This window comes from Bifidobacterium sp. POST2/T3 (B1), assembly GCF_058197115.1.
This window is the reverse complement of record NZ_JBVPQK010000004.1, coordinates 16,192-33,090: the sequence shown is the minus strand read 5'-3', so window position 1 is coordinate 33,090 and position 16,899 is coordinate 16,192. Positions and strand designations below refer to the sequence as shown.

At 56.5% G+C, this 16,899-nt stretch carries 11 protein-coding genes; 3 read left to right on the top strand and 8 right to left on the bottom strand.

Annotated features, from left to right (window positions below):
• Nucleotides 1-174: 174 nt before the first annotated feature.
• Nucleotides 175-1,776: an aminopeptidase P family protein gene (locus AC0AP0_RS00645; protein WP_490428861.1), complete on the top strand. Its 1,602-nt coding sequence runs from the start codon at nt 175-177 to the stop codon at nt 1,774-1,776.
• Between the two features lie 3 nt (nt 1,777-1,779).
• Nucleotides 1,780-2,322, top strand: coding sequence for an NUDIX hydrolase (locus tag AC0AP0_RS00640; RefSeq protein ID WP_490428860.1), 543 nt, complete (start codon nt 1,780-1,782; stop codon nt 2,320-2,322).
• Nucleotides 2,323-2,362: 40 nt separating this feature from the next.
• Here the strand turns inward: AC0AP0_RS00640 and AC0AP0_RS00635 are convergent, their stop codons facing one another.
• A complete protein-coding gene (locus AC0AP0_RS00635) occupies nt 2,363-3,598 on the bottom strand; it encodes an ROK family protein (protein WP_490428859.1) in 1,236 nt (411 codons plus the stop codon).
• A 192-nt stretch (nt 3,599-3,790) separates the two neighbouring features.
• On the opposite strand from AC0AP0_RS00635, the gene AC0AP0_RS00630 reads away from it, so the two are divergent.
• Nucleotides 3,791-5,332, top strand: a complete 1,542-nt coding sequence (locus AC0AP0_RS00630) for a xylulokinase (RefSeq protein ID WP_490428858.1) — start codon at nt 3,791-3,793, stop codon at nt 5,330-5,332.
• A gap of 19 nt (nt 5,333-5,351) precedes the next feature.
• Here the strand turns inward: AC0AP0_RS00630 and AC0AP0_RS00625 are convergent, their stop codons facing one another.
• The 7 genes from AC0AP0_RS00625 to AC0AP0_RS00595 all read right to left on the bottom strand — a co-directional run bounded on the left by AC0AP0_RS00625 (nt 5,352) and on the right by AC0AP0_RS00595 (nt 16,883).
• A complete protein-coding gene (locus AC0AP0_RS00625) occupies nt 5,352-8,675 on the bottom strand; it encodes a glycoside hydrolase family 2 TIM barrel-domain containing protein (RefSeq protein ID WP_490428857.1) in 3,324 nt (1,107 codons plus the stop codon).
• A 55-nt stretch (nt 8,676-8,730) separates the two neighbouring features.
• On the bottom strand, nt 8,731-9,825 hold the full coding sequence (locus AC0AP0_RS00620; RefSeq protein ID WP_232346791.1) for a LacI family DNA-binding transcriptional regulator: 1,095 nt from the start codon (nt 9,823-9,825) through the stop codon (nt 8,731-8,733).
• A 58-nt stretch (nt 9,826-9,883) separates the two neighbouring features.
• The gene (locus AC0AP0_RS00615; protein ID WP_490428855.1) at nt 9,884-12,439 is read right to left on the bottom strand and encodes a glycoside hydrolase family 31 protein; all 2,556 of its coding nucleotides are present in this window, start codon (nt 12,437-12,439) and stop codon (nt 9,884-9,886) included.
• Between the two features lie 87 nt (nt 12,440-12,526).
• Nucleotides 12,527-13,795 (bottom strand): glycoside hydrolase 5 family protein, encoded by a 1,269-nt coding sequence (locus AC0AP0_RS00610; RefSeq protein WP_144176830.1) that lies wholly within the window; start codon nt 13,793-13,795, stop codon nt 12,527-12,529.
• Between the two features lie 16 nt (nt 13,796-13,811).
• A complete protein-coding gene (locus AC0AP0_RS00605) occupies nt 13,812-14,645 on the bottom strand; it encodes a carbohydrate ABC transporter permease (protein ID WP_490428854.1) in 834 nt (277 codons plus the stop codon).
• Nucleotides 14,635-15,531 (bottom strand): carbohydrate ABC transporter permease, encoded by an 897-nt coding sequence (locus AC0AP0_RS00600; protein WP_259465522.1) that lies wholly within the window; start codon nt 15,529-15,531, stop codon nt 14,635-14,637. Before AC0AP0_RS00600 ends, AC0AP0_RS00605 begins: the two co-directional genes overlap by 11 nt.
• Before the next feature lie 77 nt (nt 15,532-15,608).
• Nucleotides 15,609-16,883, bottom strand: a complete 1,275-nt coding sequence (locus AC0AP0_RS00595) for an ABC transporter substrate-binding protein (RefSeq protein WP_313840301.1) — start codon at nt 16,881-16,883, stop codon at nt 15,609-15,611.
• Nucleotides 16,884-16,899: the final 16 nt, after the last annotated feature.

Here is a 16,899-nt window from a genome sequence, read left to right as displayed (position 1 = left end):
TGGGGTGTTCGAATGACATATTCTGCCTGCGCCTCCTGCTGGCTGTGGATGCTTCCCGCCTATTCTATGCGCGACCGACCCCGATTGAAGGCCGAAACAGCCGACTGTCACATCGGCCAAACGCACTACCATGGAATCAACATAGTAAGAACCGAAATTTCAAGGAGGCCGGACGTGACCGCATCCGCACAGGAGCATCTACAAGGAGACACCGATCCCAAGAACGTGGACCTGGATGAGCAGAACATGGACGATCGGGTGAACAACCGAACCCTGCGACCCAATTCCCCCGCCTTCCAGAAGTTCATGACCACCGGCTGGCAGGCCCAGGAGCCCCAGATCGAGCCATTGGAATCCAGCAAATACACCGAGCGCCGCCTGCGTGAGCTAGGCCGACGTTTCCCCGGTGAGCGCCTGGTCATCCCCGCTGGTTCCTACAAGACCCGAAACAACGACAACGACTACGCCTTCCGCCCAGACACCACCTTCGCCTATTACACGGGCCTGGGCGAGGACTACGAACCCGGAGCCATCCTGGTCCTGGACCCGGTGGACCCTGACAGTCCTGAGGCCGCCAAGGGCCTGACCCATACCCCTGAGCTCTTCGTCCACCCCCGGGCCGATCAGTCCACCCGCGACTACTATCGGTCCGCTCAGTACGGAGAGTACTGGGTGGGTCCCCGGGCAGGTCTGCGGGAGCTGGCCGTCATGACCGGCATCCCCACCAAGGACATTGCCTCCTTCCCTGATGCCATCGCCAAGGATCTGGGGCCGGACCAGGGAGCGGTCAAGCTGCGTGTGATCCGTACTGCAGACCAGGAGGTCCTGAACCAGGTGGAGGCCGCCCGCAAGGCCAACGGCATCGGCGGTCCGGACCGCAATGAGGAAGCCGACGACAAGCTCGAAGAGTTCACCTCAGAGGCCCGTATGATCAAGGACGACTATGAGGTAAACGAGCTGCGCAAGGCCATAGCGGCCACCAAGGACGGGTTCGACCGGATCCTGACCCATCTGTCTCAAGTGGTAGGCAAGCCCCGTTCCGAGCGGATGCTGGAGGGTGTCTTCAACGCAAACGCCCGTGAGAAGGGCAACGACGTGGGCTACGGTTCCATCATCGCCTCGGGCAAGCACGCCCCCATCCTGCACTGGATGCGCAACGATGGGACAGTCCAGAAGGGCGACCTGCTCCTGATCGATGCGGGCGTGGAGGTCAACAGCCTCTACACGGCTGACATCACCCGCACCTTCCCTGTAAGCGGCACCTTCAGCCCCCTGCAGAAGCGGATCTACCAGACCGTGCTCAAGGCCCAGCAGGCCGGCTTCGAAGCCGCTAAGCCCGGCGCCACCTACTCGGACATCCACCATGCCATCATGCGGGTGCTGGCCGAAACGCTGCACGAGTGGGGCATCCTCAAGGTCAGTGTGGAGGAGTCGCTCTCCCCGCAAGGCCAGCAGCACCGCCGCTGGCACGCCTGCGGATGCGCACACCACCTGGGCCTGGACGTGCACGACTGCGCGGAGGCCAGGTACGAGTCCTACCAGGGTGCCCCCATCGCCCCTGGGATGATCTTCACCATCGAGCCCGGACTCTACTTCAAGGAGAACGATCTGCTGGTGCCTCCGGAGTTCCGCGGCATCGGCGTGCGCGTAGAGGACGACGTACTCATGACCGAAGAAGGGCCCCAGTGGATGTCTGCAGGCATCCCTAAGACCGTCGAAGAGGTGGAGGCCTGGATGGCGGAGCGGGCCGCTCTGGCTGATCCGGACCGGGACTGATACATGCCCACCCCTGACTTCGTGCTCAGACTGCGCCGGTCCATAGGCCATGACCTGCTTTGGCTGAACGGCGTGACGGCTTTCGTCACTGACGGCCAGGGCCGCGTCCTGCTGGGCCGGCGTTCTGACACCGGCCAGTGGGCCTTGGTCTACGGGATCAACGAACCCGGCGAGGACCCGGCCGACACCGTGGTCCGCGAGGTCAAGGAGGAAACCGGAGTGGATGTGATCGTCTCTGACCTGGCAGCGGTCACATCCTCCCGGCAGGTGGTTACTTATGCCAACGGTGACCGGACCATGTACATGGATCATCTATTTATCTGCCGGCCCGACCCTAACGGCAATGCCGACCCTTATGTCGGTGACGAGGAAAGCCTGTCAGTCGGCTGGTTCGACTCCAATCAACTCCCAGACCCGCTGGCCCAGACTACTGTAGAACGCATGGCTCGGGCCCGAACCTATCTGAAACGCCTGCATGGCGGAGATGCTCATGCCCTCTTCAAGGTCGGTGGCAGACAGCTGCCCGCCAATTCCGACCAATCTTAGGTTGGTCATTGAACCCTTGCATGGCTCAGGCCTTGGCAACTTAGTCCTCGAAGAAATCCAGCGGATCGTCGATGAAGCGGCGCAGACCTACCAGCGCTGCTCCCTTGAGGGCCGGATAATCGGCCTGGGTGGGGATGAGCACACGGATGTCCACGGCATCCCGACCTAGCGTCAGCTGATTGAGACGATCCTGCAGACGTTGGGCCAGATTTCCCCCGAAGTGCGACCAGAATCCCCCCAGGATGACCGTATCCACATCCACAATGTTGATGGCAGAGGCGATGACCGAGATCATGGCATCGAGCCCACGGTCAATGGCATCAACGGCCTTGGCGTCTCCCTGCTGCCAGCGCTGGTAGAGTTCCTCCATGGCCTGGGGCGTGACCGCCTCGGCTCCGGTGGCGATGCCGGCTGCCTCAACCAGAGCCCTGCGCCCGGCATAGGTTTCCAGGCACCCACGGCGACCGCAACGGCAAGTAGGCCCGTTCAGATCCACCGAGGCATGTCCCAATTCGCCAGCGAACCCGTGATCCCCTGTCTCCACGGCTCCGCGGCGCACCACAGCCCCGCCTATACCTATGTCAGTTGAAATGTAGATAAAAGAGTCTGTGGGTGAAAGCGGTCCCTCATGCCCGTCAGCGGGACGCTGGGCAGCGTAGCCGGGAATCTGTGCGAGGGCTGCCAGACGCGCCTCGTTGCCCACTCGGGGGGCCAGACGGCGAACCAGGGGGAAATCCTGCAAATCCAGACGTTCCCATCCCAGATTGCGGGCCATAAGCAGGGTGGTGTCGCCACCAACCAGACCGGGCAGGGCCAGGCCCGAACCCACTGTATGGTAATGGCGACGTGACAACTTACGTTCGATGGGCTTGGCCAGCTTTTCCAAGTTGGTGAAGACCTGATCGGGCTCCGCCTCGTGCATATCGTCCTTGACCCAGGCCGAATCGATTAGGGTCCCATCCAGATCCATGGCCAGACAGCCGTAGCCGTCGGTATTGATCTGCAAGCCCAGGCCGGCCCAGCGCCCGTGTGCGATTGATAGCGGGGTGCTGGGTCGTCCGTGGTTGCTCTGCGAGGTCTCAGGCTCCTGCTCGCGCACCACCCGATTCCTGAGCAGGAGCCCCGCCAGGAGCGACATGGTGGCCTTGGTCAGCCCGGTGGCCTTGGCCAGATCCGCCCTGCTGAGCGAGGTAGGCGACCGCAGAATGGTGTCGATGATGACCGAGAGGTTGTGGTTCCTCAGATCATCCTGATTGATAGAGCGCAGGGCAGTCACGGTTCAACAACCTTTCATGAACGAACATAGGCCCGCTAAATTCTGGGCCTCTCCAATATCTTACGTTCCAGTCTGACGGCAGTTCAGCAATTGAGATGCCCTGAGCAAGGACATTTAGTTTATCGATTTAATAATTGAGATACTATAATGGAGTACTCCAATGACCGGAGCCCGGAAAGCAAGGAGGCTGACATGAATGAGATCCTGGTGGCGGGAGTGGACACATCGACCCAGTCCTGCAAGGTGAGGGTCACCGAGGCCCGGACCGGTCGGCTGGTCCGCTTCGGTAAGGCTCAACACCCGGCAGGCACCAGCGTCAATCCTATGGCCTGGTGGAAGGCCTTTCAGGAGGCTTCAGCCCAGGCAGGAGGTCTGAGCGATGTCTCAGCCATCAGCGTGGGAGGCCAGCAGCACGGTATGGTATTGCTGGACCGTCAGGGGCAGGTAATCAGGGATGCCCTGCTCTGGAACGATACGCGTTCGGCTCCTGATGCCGACGATCTCATCATCCGGCTAGCCAAGTCCAAGACCGTAGAAGATGAAAGCACCGAAACGGAAAACGACGGGCCAAACAAGGACCCGAACTCGGATCAGGACCTGGCCATGCGCGGCAAACAAGCCTGGGTGCGGGCTGTGGGCTCCTCCCCCGTTGCCTCGCTGACCATCACCAAAGTGGCCTGGGTCAGCAGGGTGGAGCCGGATAATGCGAGGGCTATCGCGGCCATATGCCTTCCCCACGACTGGCTGAGCTGGGTCATCTCCGGTCATGGCCCCGCAGCCGACCCGGAGACCGGACCAGGGCTGGAAGACCTTTTCACCGATCGCTCGGATGCCTCCGGCACGGGCTACTACGATCCTGCCGCTGACTGCTACCGGCGTGACCTGCTGGACATGGCCCTGCCCGAGGGCATGGCCGAGCGTGTGATTCTGCCTAAGGTCCTTGGCCCCCACCAGGTCGGAGCCAAGGCTGACCCACGCATCGCCGGCCGGGATGTGCCCGGAGGCTGCATCATCGCACCGGGTGGCGGCGACAACGCCATGACGGCGCTGGGCCTGGCCATGCAAGTGGGCGACGTCTCCATCTCCCTGGGAACCTCGGGTGTCGCTGCAGCGGTCAGCCCGGTTCCCGCCTATGACATGAGCGCCTCGGTGACCGGATTCGCGGATGCCACCGGCCACTGGCTGCCCCTGGCCTGCACCATCAACGCGTCACGCATCCTGGACGCAGGTCTGGCCGCTCTCGGGACGGATTATGACGGTCTGGCCGAGCTGGCGGAGAAGTCCTCGCCGGGGGCCGAAGGAATCACTCTGATCCCCTACTTCGACGGCGAGCGCACCCCCAACCGCCCTGATGCCCACGCCAGACTGGAGGGACTGACCCTGGCCAACACCACGCGCACCAACCTGGCCAGAGCATTCGTGGAAGGACTGCTCTGCTCCCAACGCGACTGTCTGGAGCTGCTGAAACGGCTGGGCACCACGGTCTCCAGAATTCTCCTGGTCGGCGGCGGCGCCAAGTCTCCAGCAGTCAGAGCCTATGCCCCAGGAATCCTAGGCATGGACGTGCAGTTGCCGCAGCCGGATGAGTATGTGGCCATCGGTGCAGCCCGCCAGGCAGCCTGGGCTCTGACTGGAGAACAGGAGCCCCCCGTCTGGTCGGTGAACATCGACACCACGCTGACGGGAGCCCCCTGCGAGCAGGTCTACCAGCAGTATCTGCGCTGGCGGGGTTGAAAGGCCCCGCCAGCCTTGGTCACTTGGAACGGACCCGCAGGTGCAGTCCAAAGACCAGATCGGTTTCATCCAAGCGGTAAGCGGGATCCAGCTCGGGTCCGCAACTGTTGGAGCCTACTCCGCTTGTTGCATAGTCCAGGCAGAGTACTGTCGAGCCGCACTCCTCCAGCTCGTGGTCGTGCCCCTTGGCGGTCAGCTCCTCCTGGGTGTAGGGGGAACAGTTGAAGCTGATGGGCCCATCCCCCGCTGCCTGCAGCAGGGAAAGGTCATCCTCCACCAGGACGTAGTCGCAGCCATAATGGGAGCCGTTCTCCTGGGGACGCAGGTAGTGCTCTACCATGCCTGACGCAGTGTTGCGGAAAACGCCGTAGTGGCTGGCACGGTGCATGTCCCGGTAGCTTTCATAGGGCCCATAGCCGCAGTAGGTGACCCGCTGCAGGCTCTTGGGCAGGAAGAGCCGCAGGCCGAACCGGGGCAGATAGGGGAACTCAGGATCACGGTGCAGTTCCATCTTCAGATCCAGCCCACCCTGGTCGCTCAGTGTCCAGGTAGCAAGGATGCTGCCCATGGGCTGAATGAAAGGTGCCACCAAGGACAGTTCAGCTTTAATTGTGGTCAACCCCCGTTCCTGATCAGTCTGCAGCTGGCAGGATAGGGCCCTGGTACTAGCACGGTCGTATTCGGCCTTGCGCCATTCCTGCTTGATGGTGGCATCATTGTCGGTGGGCGCCCGCCAGAGGTTGATCTCCATAGGGGCGGTCAAGAGCGAACGGTTGTCGACGCTCATTGATTCCACCATGCCGGTACGGCGGTTGAAAATGTAGCGCCAATCAGCCCCTTCCACATCGAAGCGGGCATCGGTCTGCCTGACCACCGGCCGGTGGGCGCCCCGGGCTCCGCTGCCGGGATCGGAACTGATCACCCTGGCCACGCCATTGGGACGTTCAGGCATTCCCATATCGGCAGCTTCAAGCTGATCGAAGCCGAGCAGATGCCCTTGTGGAAGCACTGGATCGGCCTTGGCCAGGGCGTACTCCACCAGCAGGGTCAGACGGCCCTTCTCGGGCGGATCCATCGTCGGCAGACCCACGGTGCCCTCGGCATGGGGGGCGATGTGCAGGCCTGTCCCTCGGTCAAGCTCCGGCGTTCCGGAGGCCACCGGCTCCCCATCGCACAGAAGGGTCCACTTCAGGCTCAGGTACTCATCCAAGAAGGTAAAGTCCAGATAGTTGTGCAGGGTGAGCAGCCGGGTCTGGGGATCGTATCCGACCAGACGGGCCGGACGAAAGACGTTCTTGAACTCCTTGAGGCCAGTGTGGGGCCGCCGGTCGGGGTAGACCAGGCCGTCCATGCAGAAGTTGTCATCATGGGGGTACTCACCGTGGTCGCCACCATAGGCATAGATCCGACGACCCTTGCGGTCCCTGCCCTGATCGATGGCATGGTCGGCCCACTCCCAGATGCAGCCGCCCAGAAGCCCTGGATAGGCCTGAATGACCCGGAAGTAGTCCTCCAGATCCCCTGGGCCCAGTCCCATGGCATGGCAGTATTCACAGAGGAAGTAAGGCCGACGGCCTCCGTCCCCGTCATCCCCGTGGCTGCTGATGCCGTGAGGACCCTCCGGCGTGAAGTAATCCTTGATTTGCTTGATGCTGGGATACATCCTTGAGGTGATGTCCAGATTGCTATAGTCCAGATCCTTCCGGGGCGAACCGTGGATGGCCGACTCGTAGTGAGTCAGACGGGAGGGGTCCCGAGACTTGGTCCAGGCCAGAGCCGCCTCGATGCCGCAGCCGTATCCGCTTTCGTTGCCCATGGACCAGATCAGAATCGAAGGATGGTTCTTGTCCCGCTCCACGCTGCGCTGGACCCGATCGACGATAGCCTTGGTGAAGCGCGGCTCGTCAGCGATGCGGCCATTCCAGTAATCGGGTTCCTTCCAGTCCGGACTATGGTAGAGGGTCTCGATGCCGTGGGTCTCCAGGTCGGCCTCGGCGATCAGGTAGAAGCCCAGCTGGTCGTAGAGGGCGTAATACTGGGGGCTGTTGGGATAATGGGAGGTTCGGATGGCATTGACGTTGTGTTCTTTCATCAGAGTCAGGTCGCGCATGATCTGCTCCTGATTGATGGCAAAGCCGGTGCGCGGATCCCCGTCATGGCGGTTGACCCCATGAATCTTGATGGGGCTGCCGTTGACCTTGACCACCTGGCCGTCCACACTGATGGAACGAAGACCGATGTACTCGGTGATGACCTCGTCGGGATGCTCCCCCGGCATGGACTCAGCAGAATCGCCGGTGTCAGATGCGCTGGACCTAGTCGTCAACGTCAGCCGGTAGAGTTCAGGATCCTCAGCATTCCAGAGGCGAGGATGGCTGACTTTCAGGACAAATTGCGCAGGCTCCTTGCAACCTGTCAGCTCGGCCCGGGCCACCTCCACCCCATCGGGGTCGGCCAGCAGAGCCTGGACATCAATAGCAGCATCGTTCTGGCCCGATACGCCGGTCGGATCCAGGTCCAGGGTCACCTTAGCATGACTCATGTCCTCGTCCAGGTCGGTGTGGACGAACCAGTCACGCAGACGTGCCTTGGGCCGACGCAGGATGTAGACATCGCGGAAGATGCCACTCATCCGGAACTTGTCCTGATCCTCTAGATAGCTGCCATCGCACCACTTGAGCACCAGAACGGCCAGCTGGTTGCGGCCCGGCCGCAAGTGGTCGGTCACATCGAACTCGCTGGTGGCGTGGGAGACCTGGCTGTAGCCGATCAGATCCCCGTTGACCCAGAGGTAGAAGCAGGAGTCCACCCCCTCAAAATTGAGCAAGGCCCGGGGCGCCGAGGAATCAGGCTCGTAGTCGAAAGCGCGCAGGTATATGCCGCAGGGATTGTCGGCAGGCACCCTGGGTGGATCGTATGGGAACGGATAACGCACATTGGTGTACTGGGGGTTGTCATAGCCCTGGGTCTGCCAGACTCCTGGCACATGGATGGGCTGGTATACCCCTTGGCCCGCATCCCGAGAAGGGTTGTAGTCGGCTTCGAAAAAGACCGGATCCTTAGCCTCGTTGGCGGACTGAACCTCGGCGTCCAGCTGGTCGATGCTAGCGTAATAGCGAAAGTCCCAGTCTCCATCCAGATCCAGGTACCGATCAGAGCGCCTTCGCAGGTCGCCACGCGTGTCCATGGGGGCGCTGGCCGGCACGAAGTAGGCACGGTTGGGCTCGGTTCCCACATGCAGTGTGGCTGGATCCTCGTAATAACGTGGTATGAACATGACGACTCCATCCTCCTCGGTGGCCTTGGCAGCAGACGTTTCACAGGTATGACTGTTTACGCTCACATGCGACCATGATACCGGTGCCATAGCACAGACTTACCGGCGGTTGTCACGGATTTCATCGCACTGGACGTGCCGTGCTCTCACGGATGACCAGCTTGGGGGTCAGAATTCGGCGGTTGCTGCTAACTGCACCGCCGTCGAAGACCTTTAGCAGCAGATTGGCGACCTTTGTACCGTAAAGCCCTGCATCACGATGTACTGCAGTTATCGATGGACTGGTGGACTGACAAATGAAGCTGTCCTCGAAACTGACGATACCCGGCAGCGCATCAGTCCTAGCTGGAAGATCCACGGCGGCGTCATCCGAACGACGCATATTTAGGGATCGCAGGCTTGCAGCCGCCAGAATTTCATTCTCATAGATAAATGCTGTATAAGGGTGTGTGCCCGAAAACAACGATAAGGTCTGGTTCACGGCTTCATCCGGATCGAAATCCGTGAATTTGACTATAGCTGAATCCAGGCCATTACCTTGCGCAAAATGATGGAATGCTGAGGCCCTAGCCCTGCTGTAATCCAATTTTGGATCTCCGGAAAGGTAGGCAATACGCCTATGGCCTTGAGATCTCAGATGTTTGAGAATAGTGGTCATGGTTTTGGAATCGTCAATCGAGAGTGAAGGCAGTTCATGGTGGGTATCGGGACCTCCCGCCAAGACGGCCGGCATTCCCAGAGCCTTGAGTCTGCCCGGTCTCGGATCGTCAATCAACGAATCCACGAGGATGACCCCGTCAACTCTTTTTCGTCGAGCCCAATCCTCGTATGTTGTTAATTCCTCCTCCAAGGAACGGCAGGGCCGAAACAAAAGGCCATACCCGTGATCGCTGAGGGATGCATGAATTCCAGCCATGAAATGCAACATGAAAGTTTCCGTCTGGAAAGCATCTATCGATCGCGCTGGAGCAAACCCAATGGTCATGGTACGAGAGGAGCCCAGAGCCTGGGCCGCATACACAGGACTCCAACCAAGCCTGGCCGCTGCATCCTTGACCCGTCGCTTGGTGCGCCTGGAGACGCCAGGCTTGTCATTGATCGCAAACGAAACAGCCGTCTGGGATATGCCAAGCTCTTTAGCGATATCCTTCAGACTGACACGCTGTGGTTCCGAAGACGAATCCTGTCGCTCCATATCTGTTTTGACTCGACTCATACCCTTCCCCCGCTCCATCGCCAACTGACCGTCACCTTACCCTGAACGTTCAGATAATTTACTGATCCCTAAGGAAAATTTCCTCCAGACCTCGTATTACCTCCTGCGGCATGTGAGATTGGAACCAGGAAGGTTCACCATAGTCCCCAGGAGGCATTTCGAGAGTATGAAGGGCTGACACTGCTTTGACGCCAAGATTCCTGACTTGATCCCAGGCCTGCTCCTTAGTGAAGTAGAACATTTGTGCACCTTGCAACAATTGCAGAGCATCATGATTCATAGGGTTGTGTGCAACTTGTGGTCGATCATTGAAGACCAAATCAATTTGCGAGGTACACGACAGACTTCGTAAGGATACAATCAAGCTGAGTCGTTCCTCATCATAGGTGCAGGAAAAAGGAACCTCCTGACTGTCTGACAGTACCGTGATCCTCGATGCGTCCACTGGGGCTAAGCCACGGAAAGTCAGCGTCCAATCCCTGCGCTTTGGCACTACGAGCCCCGGGTCATTGGATACCCCCGCTGCCCCCTCTTCCGGACATACTTGAGCCGGACTGATGGTGAACTTTCCCTCTTTCCAGTTCAAGTCCAGATCAGTCCGCACCCATGTAATCCTGCCCTGGGGTGCCCCGTCATCCTCCCAAAGCGTGAAATGCCCGTCATCACCAGGGAAAATACGCAAGTCCAGACCTTGTGGGTTTTCTACAGTGTTCAACGAATAATCGTAATCGTTATCATTTTGTCCCCTATGGTCATTGCGACTCTGAAGCGGAACAATACCTCCTGCCTTGGCAAAAACCGGCATCCGGTCCAGTCCACGCCAGACTTCCATGTTGCGCCCATTCTTCTGTTCTGCGTCATAATGGCGGCCATCAAACCAGTCGAACCAAAGACCATGTGGAAACCAAACTTGTGCTTTGGCTTTCTGCAAGGCACGATCAGCTGGTTCCAGGATGGGAGAGACAATTAACTCGGTGCCGAACATGAACTGAGTGGGCACATTGCCTCCTGAGTAATGCCAGTACATCGGTTCCACCAATGGCAGATCCTCATATGCGGCACGTCTATTCATGGAATACAAATATGGAATCAGCGCATGCCGCAGCCTGAGGGCCCCGACCATACTCTGAGCAACATCCACGCGGAAGTTCCAAGGTTCCTTGCCATTGAAAGGTGACGAACTTGAGTGCAATCGGTTGATGGGGCTGAAGGTCCCCAACTGATACCATCGAGCCTCCAACTCTTCATCACGGTAACCAAACATATGACCGCCGATGTCATGACTCCACCACCCATAACCGATATTGCTGGCCATGGCAGTGAAATATGGCTGGAATCTGAGTGATTCCCAACTAACAACAGTATCGCCGGAGAATCCTACCGGATAACGGTGCGAGCCAGGACCGGCATATCTGGAGAAAGTCAGAGGTCTATGCCCCGGCATATGAGCAGAATCCAAATAATGCAGATGATTCAGCAACCACAACGGATCCAAATCCTTCTGCTTGGCAACTGATCCCTGTTGCCAATCAATCCACCAAAAATCAACACCCTGTTCTTCCATCGGGTGCAAAAGGGCATCAAAATAAGCGTTCATACTTACGGGCGAAGTCACATCAAATTCAACTGTTTTCTTCGATGCAGGATCGATTCCGGCGGCTCTAGCTACACGCTCATATGGTTCTTCAAACGACCGAACCCCATCACGCGGATGTAGGCTGAGCGTGGTTCGCATGCCATGATCGTGCAACCAATGCAGAAAGTCTTTTGGATTGGGGAATAGCTCCTTGTTCCAGGTATAGCCCGTCCAACCTGAGCCTAAGTTGGGATCAATGTCGACAAGATGCCAGTCCATATCGATGACGGCTACGGTGAATGGAATGCCTTCATGGTTGAACCGTTCCATAAGCTGTTCATACTCATCCTGCGAGTACCGATGGTATCGGCTCCACCAGTTACCTAGGACGTATCTAGGCAAGAGTGGAGTGTGCCCGCTCAAATGGTAAAAATCTTTTACAGCCTCGGTTATCTTCTGATTGTAGCCAAAGAAATACCAATCCTGGCTCGGCCCTTCCTTAGGGAATACCCAGGTACCGAAAGGATTGGGCTTCCCGCCTACCTGATCCGCTTTGCGTATCAGGCTGGTTCGGCTATCGTCAATCACTGCCCAGCCATATTTGGATATCAGGCCTGGATCCAATGCAGTGGAGCCGTCGATTTGATCGAGAGTTCTGGTGGTTCCTCCCAAATTGCCTTTCTGCTCATCTCCATAATGCCAGGTACTCTCTTGAGCTCCAGAATGCTTCATATAGATGTACAGTCCCTCAGGACTGAAGGGCTGCCTGTCGTAGAATATTCTTAACTCTGAAGTTTCAATTTCCAACGAACCATCGTCATTGTGCGTGACTGTGTAGTCCGGAACTGGCTCGAATCGCCGATTAATGGCCATAGTCGTGGCATCGTCGACAAACACCCCAGTATCTGACCACTCGAAACGTATGAGCGCATCCGTAAGAATGCCTATTCTCCATCGGTCGCCCTGCACAACCGAACCTTCGCACATCCGAGGATGCGCCCCCATGCTCTCCAACGAGAACAAGCGAGAATCAACCATCCGTGTATCTCCCTTTGTTTACTTGCTTCAAGTGGAGATCCTTCGTTCGTTCTCGAAGGATCCCCACTGTCGCGCTCCGAGTTAGATTCAATCCGATCGAGCTACATTGCTGTACACATTCCCTGTACGAAGCTCAACTGGCAGGCATTCACGTATGCCCCTTGCATTCAGGCTCTGCTCGTCATGCACACAGGCAGATGTGACCACTGCAGGATGCTCTCCTGAGCGTGACAACTGCATCCAAGCTTCGAACACAGATCCTCCAGGAGCCAAGGAGCCCCGCGACAGCGGCAATCCCTGCTCGTCCACATCGACAATTACAGCGACCTGTCTATTGACAACCATGGGCAAGGGCTCAGCCACTATCTGAGAAAAGGCTTTGCCGACCTCCGTTAGATTCCCTTTTAGATCAAACAGACCCAGGTGATGCTCCAATTCCGGAAAGTCAACAAAACGCCCATCGACATCGTGGGAACACCACCAGGTAATACCGTAGAGATCGCCGCAACGCAGCATCCTCTGGATTGAGCGACTGCAGAAAACCCCAGATTCACTATTGGTTATCACATTATTCGGAGCCCCAATCTCTTGGACCCATACCGGCCGATGATCATGACGTGCGAATGCTTTGGACAATTCGACAAGGTATTCAGCATGACCAACACTTTCGACGCTCAGAGCACCGTAATGCTGGGCAGTTCCGTTGAAGACCCACGAATGGATAGCTGTCACATCTCCCAGATTCGCTGCCTGGTCGGGAGTAAATGGATGACCGTCGGCATACCAGACCTCATCATTCTCACTGTGCAGAAGTACTCTCCCATCGTGGTGAGCACGCTCCTGCAAAGGCAACAGCAAAGCGCGAAGCCAGGCATCGGCCTGCGCCTTTGTCAGTGGCATTGGCGAAGGATGCGTCATACTCGCGAACTGGTTGCATTCATTGCCTAGAGTCAATCCGGCAAAGCCTTGAACATCAGCCATAGCGTCATAGATGGCTATAACCAGCTGGATCTGAGCCTGTACAGCTTGAGCATCGACAAACATATTGCGAGAATGCCAAGAGCGCAGCCAGGATGGGAGAAAATCAAAACTGGACAAGTGCCCCTGAAGCACATCTACATAACAATCCAAACCTGCTTCCGCTGCCAGTTCCCCCATATGCCGTAAGTCATCCAGCGCTTGAGGATTGATATAGTTTCTGTTCGGTTGCAGGATAGGCCATAAAGGGAAGATCCTTACATGGTCCACCCTAATCGAGGCTATCTGTTCCAGATCTTCTCTGATACGTCCCCAATCAGGATGAAGCCATGTATAGAACCAACCGGCGGATGGTGTGTAATTAACGCCGTATTTCATGAGTATCTGTATTCCGTTATTCCTTAACCCCGCCGACTTCCAGTCCGTGGAAAATATAGCGCTGGAAGACGAAGAAGAAGATGAGAATAGGCACCAGGGCAATGACAGTCCCTGCGGCTACCAATCTGGGATCCGAGACAAATGTTCCCTGCAAACGAGACATCCCTAGCGTCAATGTGTAGTGACTGTCGTCTGTCAGAACAATCAGAGGCCAGAGGAAGTCATTCCACGAACCCATGAATGAGAAGATAGCCACTAGAGCCATGGTCCCCTTGACCTGCGGCGCACAAATCATGGTGAACCTTTGCCAAACGCTAGCGCCATCCATTTCCGCGGCCTCAATCAGATCTCGAGGTATCGCACGAAATGCATTAACGAACAGCAGAATGTTCATCGCGCTTACAATGCCGGGCAAGGCGACACCTATCAAGTTGTTCTGTAAGTTCAAAGAACGGATGATCAGGAACTGCGTAATCATAACTGTTTCTCCAGGAATCAGCATGGAGAGGAACAGAATTCCTACTACGATCCGCTTGCCTTTGAACTTGAGCAAAGCAATGGCATAGCCGGCCATAGTGCCGCTGATGACATTGCCGATAATATTGATAGCAGCCACGACCAGTGTGTTTAAGGCATAGCCAACTATCGGCAGACGCTTGAAGACTCCGCTGAAGTTACTGACCGTAGGGTCGCGAGGCCAGAAGTATGGCGGAACTGCATACATATCATCCTTAGGACCCTTGAAAGCCAAGGATATCTGCCATAGCAACGGGCAGGCAAGGAAAAGGAAGAGCAGGACCAAGACGGCATACTTCACGACCTTGCCCACTGTTATATGCTTACTCGTCATCAGAGGACCTCGATTCCAGGAACCATTCGAAGAGAATCAGAGCACCGAGCACAAAGAACATAACCAGACCCAATGCCCCGGCATATCCGGTTCGGGCATTGATGCCAGTGCCTTCGTTCTTGATTAGCATTGTCATCGTTATGTCGGCCCCGCCGACTCCACCGCTGCCATTAGTCAACATGTAAATTTCACCAAAGACTCTGAAAGCTGACATAGAAGACAGCAGGGAGATCAGAATCATAGTCCAGGTGCATCCAGGTAGGGTTACATGGATGAATTGACGAACTGCGCCTGCTCCGTCAATTTGTGCAGCCTCATACAAGACCGGGTCAATATTGGCGATAGTCGTCAAATAGATAATCATGTAGTAGCCCAGGCCGGTCCAAATGGTAATAGTCATGGCGCTGAACAAGAGCAACCAACGATCAGTGAGAAATGGAATGGGCTTGCTTATCCAGTGCAAGGCACGGAACAGACCGTTGACCAGACCCTTGGAATCCAGCAGGTTGGTCCAAATCAATCCGACCACCACACTGGACATGATTACCGGGACATAGAACGATGTTCTAAAGAATCCCATTATTCTGGTTTTTTCGGCCACCAACGCCGCAAGAATCAACGGCAGGATAATCATGAAGGGCACAACGCAGACGACATACAGAGATGAGTTCGTCATTGCCGTTCTGAAATGTGGATCATGGAACATATCGATGAAATTCTGGAATCCGATGAATTTTCCAGGACGCAACAAGGTCGAATCCGTGAAGGACAAGCGGATTGTGTTCAGGAACGGCAACAAGGAAAAGACCAGAATCCACAAAATCGGGATAGTCACGAAGAGCCATGGAGCGACACGACCGCTCCTGTTGGCTCCCAAAGGGTGCACATATGTGCCGTCAGGGTTAAGGCGCCGGGCGCCGGCGGAACCGACGCCCTTATGCTGTCTATGAGACGACTGGACCATTACTTCAACCTGCCGTTGGCGTACTCAACAACATTGTCCAGTGCCTGCTTGGGAGTCACCTTGCCCTGCAGGGCCTGGGCGATTTGTTCTTGAAGTCTGGTGCCGTCTACTGCAGTAAACTGCGGAGGACCCCATATACGTCCTTCACGCACCTGCTTGGCGACCATTCTCATGCCTACAGCATTCATATCGTCACCAGATGGGTTGAAGAATGGATCATCAATGGTGCCCTTAGAGGATGGGAAGACATTGGCTTTCTTATCGAAGGCCAGCTGGTTCTTGGAGTTGGTCACGAATTTGGCCAGCTTCAGCGCCATATCCTTATGCTTGGAATTGGCATTGACAGTCATCATTTCCATCATCATGTTCGGATGAGTGTTGGCGACCATGCTGGTAATGCCCATATGTTCATAAACCTTGGGGGCATTCTTTTTCATATCGTCAATGCTGTACAGGCTGCCATTGAGGAAAACCTGTGAGCCTGAGTTGAAGCTCTTTGACTCGCCGCTATTGGAGGTGTTCAGCATCTCGTCAGTAAAGGCCTTGGCCTTATACATGTCCACATAATGCTGGACAAAGGCCACTCCCTTAGGGTCATTAAAGGTGAACTTGGTGTGATCCTTGTTCATCAGTGGGACGCCGTACATGCCGAAATCCTGGATGCTGGGAAGGCCAGTGGTCATAGCATACTTGCCACCACACTTCGGCCCGAAGATTTCAGCATTGGCAAACATTTCATCCTGAGTCTTCGGCACTTTGCTTGAGTCAAGCCCGCACTCATCGAGCAAGGCCTTGTTATAGAGGGTAGGGCCTGTGTTCAGGTACCAAGGCAGCCCATAGGTGCCCTCCTCCAGATGCGGGCCTTTGAAAGTGGCTGATTGCCATGCAGCATCAAGATATTGATCCTTGGCGTTTGGCTCCTCCTTTGCAATGTTGAGCAACGCACCAGCACCAGCCAAGGTATACGCAGCCTCAGGCCCCATATCAATTACATCGGGCAGGGAATTTGCAGCGGCGTCGGTTGAGAGCTTGTCCTCATAGTTGTCAGCCGGCTGATCAACCCACTTAATGTGGACGCCTTTGTTCTCCTTTTCAAACTGCTTGATCAGATCCTGGAAGTATCCTGTGAACTTGTCGTTTTTGAGGTTCCATGTCTGGAACTTCAGTTCGGTAGTACCAGACCCGGAGGATGCGCTTCCCCCGCATCCTCCGAAGCTCACTACTGCCGCTGCTGAACACAGCAACGACAGCGCCGTTTTTATGGTTTTGTTCATTGTGATTTCTCCTTTA